Here is a 14,181-nt window from a genome sequence, read left to right on the forward strand (position 1 = left end):
ACCTCGGGGCCGGCCTCGGCGCCGACGCCGCGGAACGCCTGCACGGAGATTCCCACGGTCGGCGTCGCGGCGGCCTCGGGCGCAGGATCCGTACCCGCGGTCGCCGGCGCTCCGGTCGCGGACGCGGTTCCCTCGGGTGCGGTCGTCTCGGGCGCGGTCACCTCGGGCGCGGTCGTCTCGAGTGCGGTCGTCTCAGGAGACTCGACCGGGGTGGATTCGACCTCGGGGGAAGCGACAGCGTCGTCGCCGGACTTCTTGCGGCGGGAGAAGAGGGCCATATGAGCCAGCCTAATCGTCTGCGTGTTCCGGCCCCGCGCGCGGCGCTACAGTTTCTCGATCGGCGCGACCTTGATGAGCAGCTTCTTCTGCCCCGCCGTGTCGAACCGCACGTGGGCGATGCGCTTCGCCCCCTCGCCCGTGACCGCGTCCACGCGGCCCTCGCCGAAGTCGACGTGCCGGATGCGGTCGCCCGCCGCGAGCTCCAGGTCGCCGTTGTCGCGCATCTTGGCCGTCACCCGGTTGGGGATCTTGTCCATCGCGGTCGACAGGGGCTTGAGCGACTCCCGCGGCAGCGGCTTGACGCCGAACCGGTCGCCGGAGCCCGAACCGCCGAAGCCGCCCGAGCGCCGCGCGTTGAGGGCCCTCGACTGCATGCCGCCGCGCGAGTTCACGTCGCCGGGCGACTGCCGCCAATCGATCAGCGCCGCGGGGATCTCCTGCAGGAACCGGCTCGGCATCGCCACCGACACCTCGCCGAACTGAGCCCGCGTCATCGCGAGCGACAGGTGCAGGCGCTTGCGGGCGCGGGTGATGCCGACGTAGAACAGTCGACGCTCCTCCTGCGGCCCCCCGGGCTCCCCCGCAGAGATGCGGTGCGGGATGAGGTCTTCCTCCACACCCGTCACGAACACCGCGTCGTACTCCAGGCCCTTGGCGGTGTGCATCGTCATGAGCGACACCGACCCCGACTCGTCGTCGAGGTCGTCGGCGTCGGACACCAGGGCGACCTCGGTGAGGAAGTCGGTGATCGTGCCCTCGGGGTTGTTGCGCGCGAAGTCGCGGGTCACGGCGACGAACTCGTCGAGGTTCTCCACGCGCGCCTCGTCCTGCGGGTCGCGGCTGGCGCGCAGCGCGTCGAGGTAGCCGCTCTTGGACAGCAGCAGGCTCAGACCGTCGGCGACCGACGTGGGCGGCGGCACCTCGCCCGTGGCGGGCAGCATGATCGCGGTCGCCTCCGCGAGCACGGCGTCGAGCTGCGCGATCGCGGCCTGGATCTTGGGCCCGACACCGAGCTGACCGGGCATCGACAGCGCCTCCCGGAACGTGATGCCGTGCTCGTCGGCGAACCGGGCGATCGCGGTCTCGGTCACATCGCCGATGCCGCGCCGCGGCTTGTTGAGGATGCGGCGCACCGCCATCTCATCGGCCGGGTTCGCGACGGCGACCAGGTAGGCCAGCGCGTCCTTGATCTCGGCGCGCTCGTAGAACTTGGTGCCGCCCATGATCTTGTAGGGCACGGCCGAGCGGATGAAGATCTCCTCCAGCGCGCGCGACTGCGAGTTCGTGCGATAGAACACGGCCATCTCGGAGTACGGCATGCCGGCGCGGTGCAGCGCCTCGACCTCGTCGGCGACGAACTGCGCCTCGTCGTGCTGCGAGTAGCCGGTGAACCCGATGATCTTGTCGCCGTCGCCCCGGTCGCTCCAGAGCTTCTTGTCCTTGCGGTCGAAGTTGTTGCCGATCACGGCGTTCGCCGCGGAGAGGATGTTCTGCGTGGAGCGGTAGTTCTGCTCCAGCAGCACGACCTTCGCGCCGGGGAAGTCGCGCTCGAACTCGCTGATGTTGCGGATGTCGGCGCCGCGGAACGCGTAGATCGACTGGTCGGAGTCGCCGACCACCGTCAGCGAGGCTCCCGGTTCGCCCGCGCCCGCGGAGGGCTCGGGGTCGGGCTCGAAGATCATCATGCCGTTCGAGGCATACGGATCGGGCGCCGATCCCACACCCGACACCGGACGCGTGAGTTCGTGGATGAGCGCGTACTGGGCGTGGTTGGTGTCCTGGTACTCGTCGACCAGGATGTGCCGGAACCGCCGCCGATACGTGTCCGCGACCTGCGGGAACGCCCGGAACAGGTACACGGTCTGCCCGATCAGGTCGTCGAAGTCGAACGCGTTCGCGCGCTGCAGCTGCCGCTGGTAGTCGGCGAACACCTCGACGAACACGCGCTCCGCCGGATCGGTCATGTTCGCCTGGCGCGCATAGGACTCGGCGTCGGACAGCTCGTTCTTGAGCTTGGAGATGCGCCCCTGCACCGAGGCGGGGGTGAGGCCGTACGCGTCGGCCTCGTGCTCCTTCACCAGGCGCTTGATGAGCGCGCGCGAGTCGCCGGAGTCGTAGATCGTGAAGTTCTTCGTGAAGCCGAACTGCTGCGCCTCGCGGCGGAGGATGCGCACGCAGGCCGAGTGGAAGGTGGAGATCCACATGCCCCGCGCGGCGTCGCCGATGATGCCCTCGACACGCTCGCGCATCTCGCCGGCGGCCTTGTTCGTGAAGGTGATGGCGAGGATCTGGCTCGGCCACGCCTCGCGGTTGCGGAGCAGCGAGGCGATGCGGCGCGTGAGCACGCTGGTCTTGCCCGACCCCGCCCCCGCGACGATCAGGAGTGCGGGGCCGCGGTAGGTGACGGCCTCGAGCTGCTGCGGGTTCAGGCCGGCGAGGAGGTCGTCCTGTGCGGGGGCGCCGGAGGACTGGGGGCCGACGGAACCGGGGACGATGAGAGGGGCTTCGGTCATGACCTTACGAGTCTAGGCGGCGGCACCGACATCGCGGTCGCGGGAGTCGTACGTACGCCGAGAGGGGCGCGCGAGCCTCGCCCGCGCGCCCCTCCGCCCGATCAGTGCGCGCGACGGCGGCGTCCGACCGCCACCGCACCGGACGTGAGCAGCACGAGCGCCAGCACCGCCGCCGCGACCGGAAGCTCTGCGCCCGTGGCAGCGAGGCCGCCCGCGGCGCCCGTGCCCTCCGCGATGCGCAGGTCAGCCCAGCCCAGCAGGGCTCCGTCCGCCGCGTAGACCGCGATGCGGTGGGCGCCGAGGGTCGCGTCCGCCGGGACCGTGACCGTGAGGGCACCCGTCGCCGAGAGGGTCCCCGTGGCGAGGCGCACCGGGTCGGAGTACAGCCACACCTCGGCGGCGGAGCCGGCGGCGGCGGAGCCGACCGTGACCGTGACCCGCTGGCCCCGGCTCGCGACCGCCGGGTCGACCGTCACGCCGTGACGGTTGCCGTCGACGAGGTCGGTCCCCGGCAGCGGCGGCGTGCCGGTGCCCGGGTTCTCGCCGCCCGGGTTCTCGCCGTCCACGCCGCCTGGCAGTGTGCCCGTGCGCAGCGCCTGCGCGGCGAAGCCGTCGGCGAACCACCACACCGGGCGCTGTCCGTCGACAGACAGCGAGGCCGGCGCGGTCGCGAAGCCCTCGTTGTTGATGTCGGGCATGCCCGCTGGTCGCGCATAGTGGGCGATGCCCGGCTGTGCGGTGCCGTTGAGGGTGATCTCGGCCGAACGACCCTGGCAGCCGTCGTCGCAGACCGCCCACAGCGTGTTCCGCACCGTGTCCCAGTCGAGGGCCATGACGCCGGCGAGACCCGGCGCGAGCTCCGACACCAGGGTCGCGGTGCCGTCCGCGGCGAGCGCGAAAGCGTAGACGTGCCCGTTGTCCTCCACCGCGACCAGGAACAGGCCGCTGCCGTGACCGGCGTGGTCGGCGGGGTCGTAGGCGGCGCCCGTGGTGTCGTCGAAGAGCTTCCCGGCGAGCGCCGCGTCCGGCACCCACTGCACGGCCTCCACGCCGAGGTTCGCGCCGACCGCGGGAAGCAGTGCCGTCAGATCCCACTCCTGCAGGGCGACCAGGTCTCCGGCGTTCGCCTCGGGGTCGACCTTCAGCACGACGTTCCGGTTCACGCCCTTCGCGCTGTTGTCGCGCTCGGAGGCGACGTAGACGAAGCCGTCGCCGTCGACCGTGATGCCCTCGGTGTCGGGGCCGGCGGCGCCGGGGTCCTGCGCATCCTTCTGGAAGCGGACGCGCTTGCCCTCGTCCCAGCCGTCGGCCTTCTCGACCGAGCCGTCGGCGTGCGCATCGAGCTTCCAGATGCGCCCCTCGCCGTTGTCCACGGCCCACAGCACCGCACCGTCGGCCGTCTCCTGCACGTCGAGGCCGGAGCTGTCCTCCAGGAACGTCGGGGTCTCGTCGACCACGCGCACCTCCGCGGAGCCGGGCCACACGCCCACCGGCACCTCGCCGGCGCACACGTTCGCTGCACCCTTGGTCGACTCCGCAGTGACCGCGAAGGCGCCCGTCAGATCGGGGCAGCGGCCCCAGGTGACGGCCGCGTGCCCCTCACCCCAGCTGGTCTCGTCGACGAGCAGATCGCCGTCGAACACCCGCACCGCGTCGCCTCCGCCGAGGCCGAACCCGAGCTGCGCGCGCTCGATCACGAGGTAGCCGCCCGCGGCGATCGAGGTGCCGGCGGGGATCGCGTAGGCGTGCGCGTCGTCGTCGTCCTTCACGACGATGCCCGACACGTCGAGGGCCACCGTCGTCGGGTTCACGAGCTCGACCCAGTCGTCGGGCGAGCCGCCGTCAGACTCCACCTCGTTGATGCGCACCGGGTTGCCGCAGGCGTTGCGCGCTCCCTTGGTGGCGGCTGGTGCATCGATGAACTCGCCCGAGCCGTCGGCGCAGCGCGCCCACACACCCTCGGCGTGTGCGGGGTACACGTGCTGATCGACCGCGGTGCCGTTCGCGTCGCGGATCGTCACGGTGTCGCCGTTGCCGAGCCCGAAGACGAAATCCTCGGGCTGGTCGAACACCAGGTAGCCGCCGGGCGCCAGCACGGTGCCGGCGGGAAGCGGCGTGGTCTCGGCGGCGTGCCCGACCGGGTCGTTGTCCATCACGGTCCACCCCGACAGGTCGACCGGCGTGCTGCCGGTGTTGATGACCTCGACCCAGTCGGTGGCGTCGCCGTTCGACTCGATCTCGTTGATCGCGACCGACGGCAGGACGCAGGAGTTCGCCGCTCCCGGGGTCGCGTAGGCGAGCACGAACGCGCCGACCCCGTCGGGGCAGCGGGCCAGGGTGGCCGCGGCGGCGTCCCCGTCGATCGCGGCATGACCCTGCCAGGGCAGCGTGTCGTCGATCATCGCTCCCGACGCGTCGAAGAGACGGATGCGGTCGGCGCTGCCGATGCCGATCGGGTCGCGGAACGCGGTCTCGACGCCGTCGACCAGGCCGATCGTGCCCTCCTCCACCACGAGGAACTGCCCCGCCGCGATCTGCGTGCCCGGCAGGAACATCCAGCGGTGGTCGTCGGAGTTGTCGCGGATCTCGTATCCGGAGAGGTCGAGCGCCTCGGTGCCTGGGTTGTGGAACTCCACCCAGTCGGCGGGCTGCGAGTCGACCTCGTTGATGTGGATCGAGCCGTCGACGGGCGCGACGCTGCAGTCGTTGGGCGCTCCCGGGGTCACCGCGGTCGCCGGCGCCCAGGCCCCCGTGCCGTCGGGGCAGCGCGCCCATACCGACAGCGGGGCCGTGTTGTCGTACGCGTAGGAGTCGACCTCGACGCCGCTGGGGTCGACGAGCACGACCTCGTCGCCCTTGCCGAGCCCGAACGGGAAGTCCACGTCCTTCACGAGCACGAGGAACTCGCCGGGCGCCAGCACCATGCCCTCCGGTGCTCGACCGACGCTGTCGCGCTTCTCGTCGGCGATGGTCCAGCCCGCGAGGTCCACGGGGGTGTCGCCCGCGTTGTACAGCTCGACCTGGTCGGCGAGCCCGGTGGGCGCGTCGTCGTAGACGATCTCGTTCAGTACGAGCCCCGACGGGTCGGCGACCGGCGCGGTCTCTTCGGTCGGACGGACGCCGGTGGCGGCGACCGCGGCGGGGGCGGCGAGCAGGGCGGCGGCGCTCAGTGCGCACACCGCCGCGACCGCCGCTGCGGACTGCAAGCGGGGCATGGAGTCTCCTGGAGGGATCGCCCGGACGGGCTCAGACGGGTACGAGCCCAGACCACCGACCCCCGGTGGACGCCGTCGGTCCGCCCGGTGCACGGACGGTGAACGGCGGGTGGCGATCCCGCGGCCTCCGTCGCTGTTTCATCCCGATATCCCAAAACCCCTGCGTCCGCGTACCCGCGACTTCGACTTACCGTGGCCCGCACGAGGCCCGGATTCCGACCGGTCCTGATGCCCGGGTCCACCAGTTTCGAGGGAGTAGCAACGTGCAAACGACAGTCAATTCCGGGCGGGGATCCCGATTCTCCGCCGCCATTTTGACGGCCCTGTTGGCCTTCATGCTGACCATCGGGACAGCAGAGCAGGCTAGCGCGGCGATGCATTGGCGTCCATGGCAAAGCGGTTTCAAATCGATCAGCACCTGCGAAGCTCGCTGGAAGCACCTGAAGTCGTCTGGCCTCGCGGCCAAGTACGGCCTCTATGATCACCAGTGCCGTCGCGACACGAAGGCTCCCGGTTACCCATGGCCGCCTTATAAATACGCGCTCTGGGTCCTGGAAGACAACCCCTACGACCCCTGCGGATGCTGATGCCCCCTATCGAACCCCTTACAGCATTCCTCGGCGTGGGCTCGACGGTGACATGCACGGGCGCTCTTCGACGAGAGGGCGATTTCCAGCTTGAGATCGAGCGCCCCTCCGAACCACCGCTTCCAGGAGCGCGACTGCGTCTCACCGATCCGAGCGCCGAACTTCTGGCCGCTCAGGACGGCGGCCTCGTGCAGATCCAGGCAACGGTGACGGAGCGTGCGCTCCGGGTGATCTCGGCGCGTCCAGCGTTGACGCGCGAACCGCCGGCGAGATTCCGCGGAATCGAGGAGCATGTTCCCGCGCCGTTCGACGCGCCGTTCACCGAGGACGTAGCGAACCTGCTGTTCTCCGACGATCCGCCCCTCGCGGCCGAGTGGGTTCCGTTGTGCCAGGAGCGTCACGGGTCACGCCACTATCTTCACTACGTGGTGGCGTACGACGTCGACACGGTGCGGGATCGACTACGCCCGTTCTTCGGCGACGATCTCCGCGTCGTAGCCTCCGCCCACACGCTCGCGCAGGTGCGCGATGCACACGCTCGAATCGTCCGCGCCGATCCGCTCAACCTCGAAGCCGTGGGAAGTCGTCTCGATGCGGAGGGCCATCCTGTGCTCACCGTTCAGACCCTGTTCCCCGACGACGACCTTCGCGTGTTGGCGGCGTCGGACGTCAGAGCACTCGTCGAGTACTCGAGCTGGGTCAGAGAATCCGAGCACAGGGCGTGACCTCCCGTACCGTCAGGCGATCCGCGTGCCGGGCGGAAGGCGTCGCGCGGGCGTGCGGGTGCGCGCCCAGGCCCCGGCGAACAGCGATCCGGCGATCACGACCTGCACCCCGAGCCCCACGAACCAGCTGGGCACCGACGACTCGATGACCTCCTGCGGCGTGCGGTAGTTCCCGTCCGTGTCGCACTCGTCCCACCGCTGCTCCAGCGGTGACTGCTGGGCGCTGCGCAGGCCGTACTTGATCTGGCCGAACAGGTCGACGGGGTACCCGTCCGAGGAGAACTCGGTGGGCGTGGCATCCGCGAGCACCACGAACGGGTTCGCGGCGAGCGCCCACCACACCAGGTCGAAGCGCGGCGCCTCGTAGGTCGTCGACACCTCCCACCGGTCGCACTCGACGTTGCCGTTCGCGTCGTACGGACGGCTGTAGCTGGTGGCCTCGCTGCGGATGGCCATGCCGCCCAGCGCGAAGACGATCAGCGTGCCGACCACGAGCCCCGAGACGACGAGGTAGGTGGCCGCGACGGAGAACAGGGGGCGCGCGATGAGCCCGCTGAGCCCGACCCCGATCGCGGCCACCACCACGATCTCGGCCGCGAGCACGAGCAGCGACACCAGGAGCACGAGCGGATCGGCGCCGCCACCGAGCAACGACAGCGCCAGGAACGGCACGGCGACGAGCAGGAACGCCCCGCCGGTCGCGATGGCGGCGAGGAGCTTGCCCAGCATGATGTCGCCGGTCGACGCGGCCGTGACCTGGATCGCACCGAGGGTGGCGGCATCGCGGTCGCCGTTGATCGCGTTGCCGCTGAGCGTCGGCGAGACGAGCACCACGAGCAGCAGCACGATGTTGACGACGATGGAGTACACCCCGGCGCCGACCGCGTCGCCCCAGGAGTACACGGCGAACGCGAGCCCGGTGATGCCCAGCAGCACGAGGGCGAAGACGCCGAGGAGCACGTACCAGCCGACGCTCCGCAGCCGCTGCGTGAGTTCGAGCCGGGCGATGATGCCGATGTTCGCGAGACTCATGCGCCGGCCTCCGTTCCTTCGGTGGTCGCGGGCGATGTGGCCGCGGGCGGGGCGGGCGGTGGCGGGGTCGGCGCGGTCGCCGGCTGTGCGGGCGCGGGGTGCTGCAGGTGCAGGAACGTGTGCTCGAGGTCGCTCTGCGCCGGTGCGAACTCCGCCACGGGCAGTCCCGCCTCCACGAGCCGCCGCAGCGACTGGGCGGCCGCGTCCTCCCCGGCGAACCCCACGAGCACGGCGCCGCGGTCGACGGCGAGCGACTCGGGCGCGAGGCCGAGCTGCGATGCGACCTGCCAGGTGTCGGCGCTCAGACGCTCCGGGGTGACGCCCGCCAGGCGGATGCGCCACGCGCGCACGCTGCTCTGCGCGGGGGCGGCGTCGACCACCGATCCGGCGACGAGGAACACGGCGTCGTCGACGACCTCCTCGAGCTCCGACAGGATGTGGCTGGAGATGAGGATCGTGCGACCCTCGGCCGCGAACCGGCGCAGCAGCACCCGCAGCTGCACGCGCGCTTCGGGGTCGAGTCCGGAGGCCGGCTCGTCGAGGAGCAGCACCTGGGGGTCGTGCACGAGGGCGCGGGCGAGGCCGAGCTTCTGCTTCTGTCCGCGCGAGAGCACCTTGGCCGGCGAGTCGGCGAGCTCGCCCAGGCCGACGAGGGCGAGCAGCTGCTGGGCGCGGACGGCGGCATCCGCGGCGGTGATGCCGTAGAGCCGGGCGGTCGTGACGATGGTCTCGCGGGCGGTGAGCGAGGGCCAGGCGCCGAGGGCGTCGGGCATCCAGCCGAGCAGTCGCCGGGCCGCGAGCGGATCTTCGGCCGGGTCGACGCCGCCAATGCGGATCGTGCCGGTGTCGGGTGCCAGGAGCGACGCGAGCATGAGCAGCAGCGTGGTCTTGCCCGCACCGTTGGGCCCGACCAGTCCGGTCACCTTGCCCGGTTCCGCGCGGAGGGTGGCCGAGCGTACGGCCTGCACCGTCCCGAAGGCCCTGCTGACGTCCTGCACCAATATTCCGGTCATGCGGTCAGTCTGGCATCGGTTCGCGCGCCCACCCGGGACCTCCGGGCGGATCCCCAGCCGCGCCCGCGACCGGATGACACAATCGCAGAATGCGCACGATCCTCAACATCATCTGGGTCATCCTCGCCGGCTGGGCCCTCTTCCTCGGCTATCTGCTCGCCGGAGTGCTGCTGTGCATCCCGATCGTCACCATCCCCTGGGCGATCGCCTCGTTCCGCATCGCCCGCTACGCCATCTGGCCCTTCGGCCGCGAGGTCGTCAGCAAGCCGACCGCCGGCGTCGGCTCGTTCCTCGGCAACGTGCTCTGGGTCATCCTCGCGGGCTGGTGGCTCGCGATCGGGCACATCGTCTCCGGCCTCGCCCTGTGCGTCACCATCATCGGCATCCCGATGGGCATCGCCGACTTCAAGATGATCCCGGTCTCCCTCATGCCCCTCGGCAAGGAGATCGTCTCCACCCGCCGCGGCGCCTTCGACCGCACGCTCTGACCCGCGGACGTCAGCCCCGGAAGAACGCGACACCCAGGTCGGGGTGGTCGACGAACACGCCGTCCACGCCCTGCCGCGCGATCGCGTCCCACTCGGCCTCGTAGTCGCCGAACGCCCCGCGCCCGCCGTCGCCGCGGAACCGCGGGGCGAGGAACGCGTTCTCGGGGCGGCAGGTCCACGTGAACACCGAAAGGCCGCGGGCGTGGGCATCCGCGACGATCGTGTTCCCCTCGGCCAGCAGCATCTTCTTGTCGACGCTGATGCCGTCCACCTCACCCGCCAGCGCGTCGAGCCCCGCGGGCGTGACCGTCTCGGGGTACGTGCGCGCCCGCTTCCCCTGCGCGACGGCCAGGTCGTACGGACGCCCCTTCGCCTCGATCAGATATACGTACGACGCCGGCACCCCGAGCGCGCGCAGCTGCCGCAGCACGGTCGACTCGAAGCTCTCGATCACCAGCGGCAGCGCGCCGTCCGCCCATCCGGCCTCGCGCAGCTCCGCGGCGATGAGCGGCGCCAGGTCGAGACCGACACTCGCGAAGTAGGTGGCGTGCTTCACCTCCAGCACCACGCCGATCTCCCTGCCGTGCTCCACCGACCCCTCGCGCACGAGGTCGAGCACCTCACGCAGCCGCAGGATCGCCTGGCCCCCGTCGAAGCTCGCGCTCGACACCCGCACCTCGGGCAGCCGCTCGCGGGTGCGCAGCGTGGCGAGCTCGTCCCACGTGAAGTCCTCGGTGAACCAGCCGGTCAGCGCAGCGCCGTCCACGCGCTTGGTCGTCCGGCGATCGGCGAACTCGGGGTGTTCCGCGACGTCGGTCGTGCCCGAGATCTCGTTCTCGTGGCGCACGATCAGCACCCCGTCCTTCGTGGCCACCACGTCGGGCTCGACCGCGTCCACGCCCATCGCCAGCGCGAGCTCATAGGAGGAGCGGCTGTGCTCCGGGCGATAGCCGGGGGCTCCGCGATGCCCGATCACGAGCGGGTTTTTCCTGGGCACGCTCACAGCGTAGAACACCCCGCGCGTGTCGCCGCCCGGGTATCGTGGAGGAAAGCGACCTACTACCCCCCTTTGGAGTGAGGCCCACCAATGAGCAACTTCGCTTTCAACAATCCTGCGTTCCAGCAGCAGGACCCGCGCAACGTCGCGACGTATCCCGGCGCTCCGCAGGCTGCTCAGGGTGCGCAGAACGCCTCGTTCACGCACGCCTCCGTCGACGCCGCCACCAACGCACAGCTCGAGGGCATGTACGCGGCGCCGCCCGCCGGCGCCATCGAGACCGACCGCATGTCGGTCGAGGACACGGTGTGGAAGACCGCTGGACTGTTCGCGATCCTCCTCGTCACCGCCGCGGTCGGCTGGGTGTGGACCCTCGGCGGCATCTCGGCCCCGCGCTTCGACCCGTACGGCGGCAACACCGTCAACATGCTGCCGTGGATCATCGGTGCGCTCGGCGGCTTCGTGCTCGCGATGGTCATCACCTTCACCTCGCGCAAGACGGTCCGCCCCGCGCTGATCTTCGCCTACGCGGCGTTCGAGGGCCTGTTCATCGGCGGCATCTCCGCGTTCTTCGAGGTCCGCTGGCCGGGCATCGTGTTGCAGGCGACGCTCGCCACGATCGCTGTGGTCGGCGTCACCCTGGCACTGTTCGCGAGCGGCAAGATCCGTGCCTCCAAGAAGGCCACCAAGATCTTCCTCGTAGCCATGATCGGCTATCTGGTCTTCTCGCTGCTGAACCTCGTGCTGATGTGGACGAACGTCCTGCCCGCTGAGCAAGCCTTCGGTCTGTACAGCGCGAAGATCATGGGTATCCCGCTCGGTCTGATCATCGGCGTGCTCGTGGTCATCATGGCCGCGTATTCGCTGGTGCTCGACTTCGACCAGATCCAGCAGGGTGTGCGCAACGGCGCTCCCCGCAAGTACGGCTGGCTCGGCGCCTTCGGCATCATGGTCACCGTCGTCTGGCTGTACGTGGAGATCCTGCGGATCATCGCGATCGCCCGCGGCAACAACTGACGCCCGTCGCGACAGAGGCCCGTCTCCCCTCGGGGAGGCGGGCCTCTTGCCATATCCGGGGAGTGCGGCGCAAGGGGTTGGCACGCGACTGCCGATCGCGGCACTGTGGATATCACGAAGCCCCGGCACCCCGGGGCTCCCGACATCAAGGAGCTGACCATGAGCTTTCTCGGCTTTCTTCTCCTCGGCCTCATCGCCGGAGCCATCGCCAAGCTGATCCTGCCCGGTAAGCAGGGAGGCGGGTGGTTCGTTACGCTGCTGCTCGGCGTCGTCGGCGCCCTGCTCGGAGGATGGCTCGGCAGCCTGATCCTCAACCGTCCTCTCACGGAGTTCTGGGACCTCGGAACCTGGCTCCTCGCCATCGGCGGCTCGATCATCGTGCTGCTGATCTACGGCCTCATCGTCGGCCGTGGCCAGAAGGTCAACGACTGACGCGCGACCCCACTCGACGCGCCCCCGCGTCATCACGCCCGTCCCTCACGGCTGCGACAGCATCCGTGAGGGGCGGGTCTTCTTCTTTGTCCCCGGACCCGTCCTCGCGGGGATGGCCCGGCCCTACGGCGGGGCTCAGCTCACCGCCCCGCGGGCCTTGCGCTCCAGCAGCGCACGCTCGCGGTCGTTGCCCGCGATGCCCGCGGCGACCGCGAACTCGCTGCGGGCCTCGTCTTCCCGCCCGAGACGCCGCAGCAGCTCGCCACGCGTCGCCGGGAGCAGGTGATAGCCGCGCAGCGCGCCCGACGCCGCGAGCTGGTCGACGATGCGCAGCGCCGACGCGGGGCCCGTGGCCATCGCCACCGCCGCGGCGCGGTTCAGCTCCACGACCGGGGACGGGGCCAGGCGACCGAGAGCCTCGTACAGCAGCACGATCCGATCCCAGTCGGTGTCGTCGACCGAGGCCGCGATGGCATGGCACTCCGCGATCGCCGCCTGCAGGCCGTACACCCCGCGACCGCGTCCCAACCCGTCCGCCGTCGCCAGCGCGGCGCGACCCCGGACGATGCGACTGCGATCCCAGCGGCCACGATCCTGATCCGCGAGCAGCACCGGCTCGCCGTTCGCGTCGCGGCGGGCCGGGAACCGGGCGGCGGTGAGCTCCATCAGCCCGAGCAGACCGTGCACCTCCGGCTCGCGCGGCATCAGCGCCGCCAGCACGCGCGCGAGACGGATCGCCTCCTCGCTCAGCTCAGGACGCATCCACTCCGGGCCGCTGCTCGCCGCGTGCGCCTCGTTGAACACCAGGTACAGCACGCCCAGGACCGCCCCGAGCCGCTGCGCATGCTCCTCGCGCGGCGGCACCTCGAACGGCGCATGGGCCGCCGCGAGCGTCTTCTTGGCCCGCACGATGCGCTGCTGGACGGTCGCGGTCGGCACCAGGAACGCCCGGGCGATCTCCTCGCTCGACAACCCGCCGACCACGCGGAGGGTCAGCGCGACCTGCGCCTCCCTCGACAGCACGGGGTGGCACGCGATGAAGATGAGCCGCAGCACGTCGTCGTCGACCTCATCGGGGTCCCACGGATCCCGCACCTCGGCCTGCTCGCGCTCCAGGTCGTGCGCGATCAGGGCCAGACGGTCGTCCAGCCGCTCCCGACGCCGCCACGCGTCCACCGCCTTGCGCTTGGCGACCGCGGTGAGCCACGCGGCCGCATTGCGCGGCACCCCGTCGACGGGCCACTGGCGCAGTGCGTCGACCAGCGCCTCCTGCGCCAGATCCTCGGCGAGCCCGAAGTCGCCGACCATGCGGGTGAGCGTGCCCACGATGCGTGCGGACTCGATGCGCCACACCGCGGCGACGGCCCGCTCCGCCGACCCCTCTGCGGGGGCGGAGCGTGCCGTCACGTCGTGCGCGTCCATCGGCCGGCGGTCACTGCTGCTCGGCGCGGCGGGCCTGCTCCTCGCGCCAGCCCGCCTCCTTCTCGATCCACTCGTTGTCGGCGGGGAAGTCCTCCGGGCCGGTCACGCGGCGCACCTCGAGGTACGACCCGGGTCCGAGCGGCGCACGGCTCGCCCACTCCGCAGCCTCCTCGCGCGACGACACCTCCACGATCCAGAAGCCGTTGAACAGCTCCTTCGTCTCCCCGTAGGGGCCATCGGTGATCAGCGGCTTGTCGGCGCTGAAGTCCACCACGAAGCCCTCCGCGGCGTCCGTCAGACCCTCGCCGGCGACCAGCACGCCCGCCTTCATCATCGACTCGTTGTACCGCCCCATGGCCTCGATGACCTGCTCGAAGGGCATCTCCTGGTACGCCGCCACCGCGTCGTCGGTCGCGCGCATGATGAGCATGAACTTCATGATGTTCTCCTTGTCGGATGGG

11 protein-coding genes and 1 pseudogene are annotated in these 14,181 nt (G+C 70.8%); 4 read left to right on the forward strand and 8 right to left on the reverse strand.

All coding sequences use genetic code 11. The features are described 5' to 3' along the window. The 3 genes and pseudogenes from DW297_RS14255 to DW297_RS14265 all read right to left on the reverse strand — a co-directional run. A pseudogene (locus tag DW297_RS14255) lies at positions 1-278 on the reverse strand (hypothetical protein); the annotation flags it as partial. A gap of 45 nt (positions 279-323) precedes the next feature. After that, positions 324-2,792, reverse strand: coding sequence for an ATP-dependent helicase (locus DW297_RS14260; protein WP_136033538.1), 2,469 nt, complete (start codon positions 2,790-2,792; stop codon positions 324-326). Positions 2,793-2,893: 101 nt separating this feature from the next. After that, positions 2,894-6,007, reverse strand: a complete 3,114-nt coding sequence (locus DW297_RS14265) for a lamin tail domain-containing protein (RefSeq protein ID WP_136033539.1) — start codon at positions 6,005-6,007, stop codon at positions 2,894-2,896. A gap of 580 nt (positions 6,008-6,587) precedes the next feature. On the opposite strand from DW297_RS14265, the gene DW297_RS14270 reads away from it, so the two are divergent. Beyond that, complete coding sequence (locus DW297_RS14270; RefSeq protein ID WP_136033541.1) at positions 6,588-7,319, forward strand: hypothetical protein; 732 nt, start codon at positions 6,588-6,590, stop codon at positions 7,317-7,319. A 12-nt stretch (positions 7,320-7,331) separates the two neighbouring features. On the opposite strand, the gene DW297_RS14275 is transcribed toward DW297_RS14270, so the two are convergent. Together DW297_RS14275 and DW297_RS14280 are read right to left on the reverse strand one after the other, a co-directional pair. Beyond that, positions 7,332-8,351, reverse strand: coding sequence for an ABC transporter permease (locus DW297_RS14275; protein ID WP_136033543.1), 1,020 nt, complete (start codon positions 8,349-8,351; stop codon positions 7,332-7,334). Continuing rightward, the gene (locus DW297_RS14280) at positions 8,348-9,364 is read right to left on the reverse strand and encodes an ABC transporter ATP-binding protein (protein WP_136033545.1); all 1,017 of its coding nucleotides are present in this window, start codon (positions 9,362-9,364) and stop codon (positions 8,348-8,350) included. The genes DW297_RS14275 and DW297_RS14280 overlap by 4 nt, the downstream gene beginning before the upstream one ends. Positions 9,365-9,453: 89 nt before the next feature. Here DW297_RS14280 and DW297_RS14285 point away from each other — a divergent pair, with 89 nt between their 5' ends. Next, positions 9,454-9,852: a YccF domain-containing protein gene (locus DW297_RS14285; protein ID WP_136033547.1), complete on the forward strand. Its 399-nt coding sequence runs from the start codon at positions 9,454-9,456 to the stop codon at positions 9,850-9,852. A gap of 10 nt (positions 9,853-9,862) precedes the next feature. Here the strand turns inward: DW297_RS14285 and DW297_RS14290 are convergent, their stop codons facing one another. After that, positions 9,863-10,849, reverse strand: a complete 987-nt coding sequence (locus DW297_RS14290; RefSeq protein WP_136033549.1) for a glycerophosphodiester phosphodiesterase family protein — start codon at positions 10,847-10,849, stop codon at positions 9,863-9,865. Positions 10,850-10,939: 90 nt separating this feature from the next. Between DW297_RS14290 and DW297_RS14295 the strand changes: the two genes are divergently transcribed. Beyond that, on the forward strand, positions 10,940-11,866 hold the full coding sequence (locus DW297_RS14295) for a Bax inhibitor-1/YccA family protein (protein ID WP_136033551.1): 927 nt from the start codon (positions 10,940-10,942) through the stop codon (positions 11,864-11,866). Positions 11,867-12,025: 159 nt separating this feature from the next. After that, entirely contained in the window at positions 12,026-12,298 is a 273-nt protein-coding gene (locus DW297_RS14300; protein WP_136033553.1) for a GlsB/YeaQ/YmgE family stress response membrane protein, read from the forward strand. Between the two features lie 135 nt (positions 12,299-12,433). Here the strand turns inward: DW297_RS14300 and DW297_RS14305 are convergent, their stop codons facing one another. Then, a complete protein-coding gene (locus DW297_RS14305) occupies positions 12,434-13,720 on the reverse strand; it encodes an RNA polymerase sigma factor (protein WP_136033555.1) in 1,287 nt (428 codons plus the stop codon). A 10-nt stretch (positions 13,721-13,730) separates the two neighbouring features. Next, positions 13,731-14,159: a YciI family protein gene (locus DW297_RS14310; RefSeq protein WP_136033557.1), complete on the reverse strand. Its 429-nt coding sequence runs from the start codon at positions 14,157-14,159 to the stop codon at positions 13,731-13,733. Positions 14,160-14,181 lie beyond the last annotated feature (22 nt).

The organism is Microbacterium sp. PF5, from assembly GCF_004794315.1.
Lineage (GTDB): Bacteria > Actinomycetota > Actinomycetes > Actinomycetales > Microbacteriaceae > Microbacterium > Microbacterium sufflavum.

Excerpts from the sequence above, each read along its gene's own strand:
- DW297_RS14260 (WP_136033538.1), bottom strand. The coding sequence starts at position 2,792 with ATGACCGAAGCCCCTCTCATCGTCCCCGGTTCCGTCGGCCCCCAGTCC.
- DW297_RS14265 (WP_136033539.1), bottom strand. The coding sequence starts at position 6,007 with ATGCCCCGCTTGCAGTCCGCAGCGGCGGTCGCGGCGGTGTGCGCACTG.
- DW297_RS14270 (WP_136033541.1), top strand. The coding sequence starts at position 6,588 with ATGCTGATGCCCCCTATCGAACCCCTTACAGCATTCCTCGGCGTGGGC.
- DW297_RS14275 (WP_136033543.1), bottom strand. The coding sequence starts at position 8,351 with ATGAGTCTCGCGAACATCGGCATCATCGCCCGGCTCGAACTCACGCAG.
- DW297_RS14280 (WP_136033545.1), bottom strand. The coding sequence starts at position 9,364 with ATGACCGGAATATTGGTGCAGGACGTCAGCAGGGCCTTCGGGACGGTG.
- DW297_RS14285 (WP_136033547.1), top strand. The coding sequence starts at position 9,454 with ATGCGCACGATCCTCAACATCATCTGGGTCATCCTCGCCGGCTGGGCC.
- DW297_RS14295 (WP_136033551.1), top strand. The coding sequence starts at position 10,940 with ATGAGCAACTTCGCTTTCAACAATCCTGCGTTCCAGCAGCAGGACCCG.
- DW297_RS14300 (WP_136033553.1), top strand. The coding sequence starts at position 12,026 with ATGAGCTTTCTCGGCTTTCTTCTCCTCGGCCTCATCGCCGGAGCCATC.
- DW297_RS14305 (WP_136033555.1), bottom strand. The coding sequence starts at position 13,720 with ATGGACGCGCACGACGTGACGGCACGCTCCGCCCCCGCAGAGGGGTCG.
- DW297_RS14310 (WP_136033557.1), bottom strand. The coding sequence starts at position 14,159 with ATGAAGTTCATGCTCATCATGCGCGCGACCGACGACGCGGTGGCGGCG.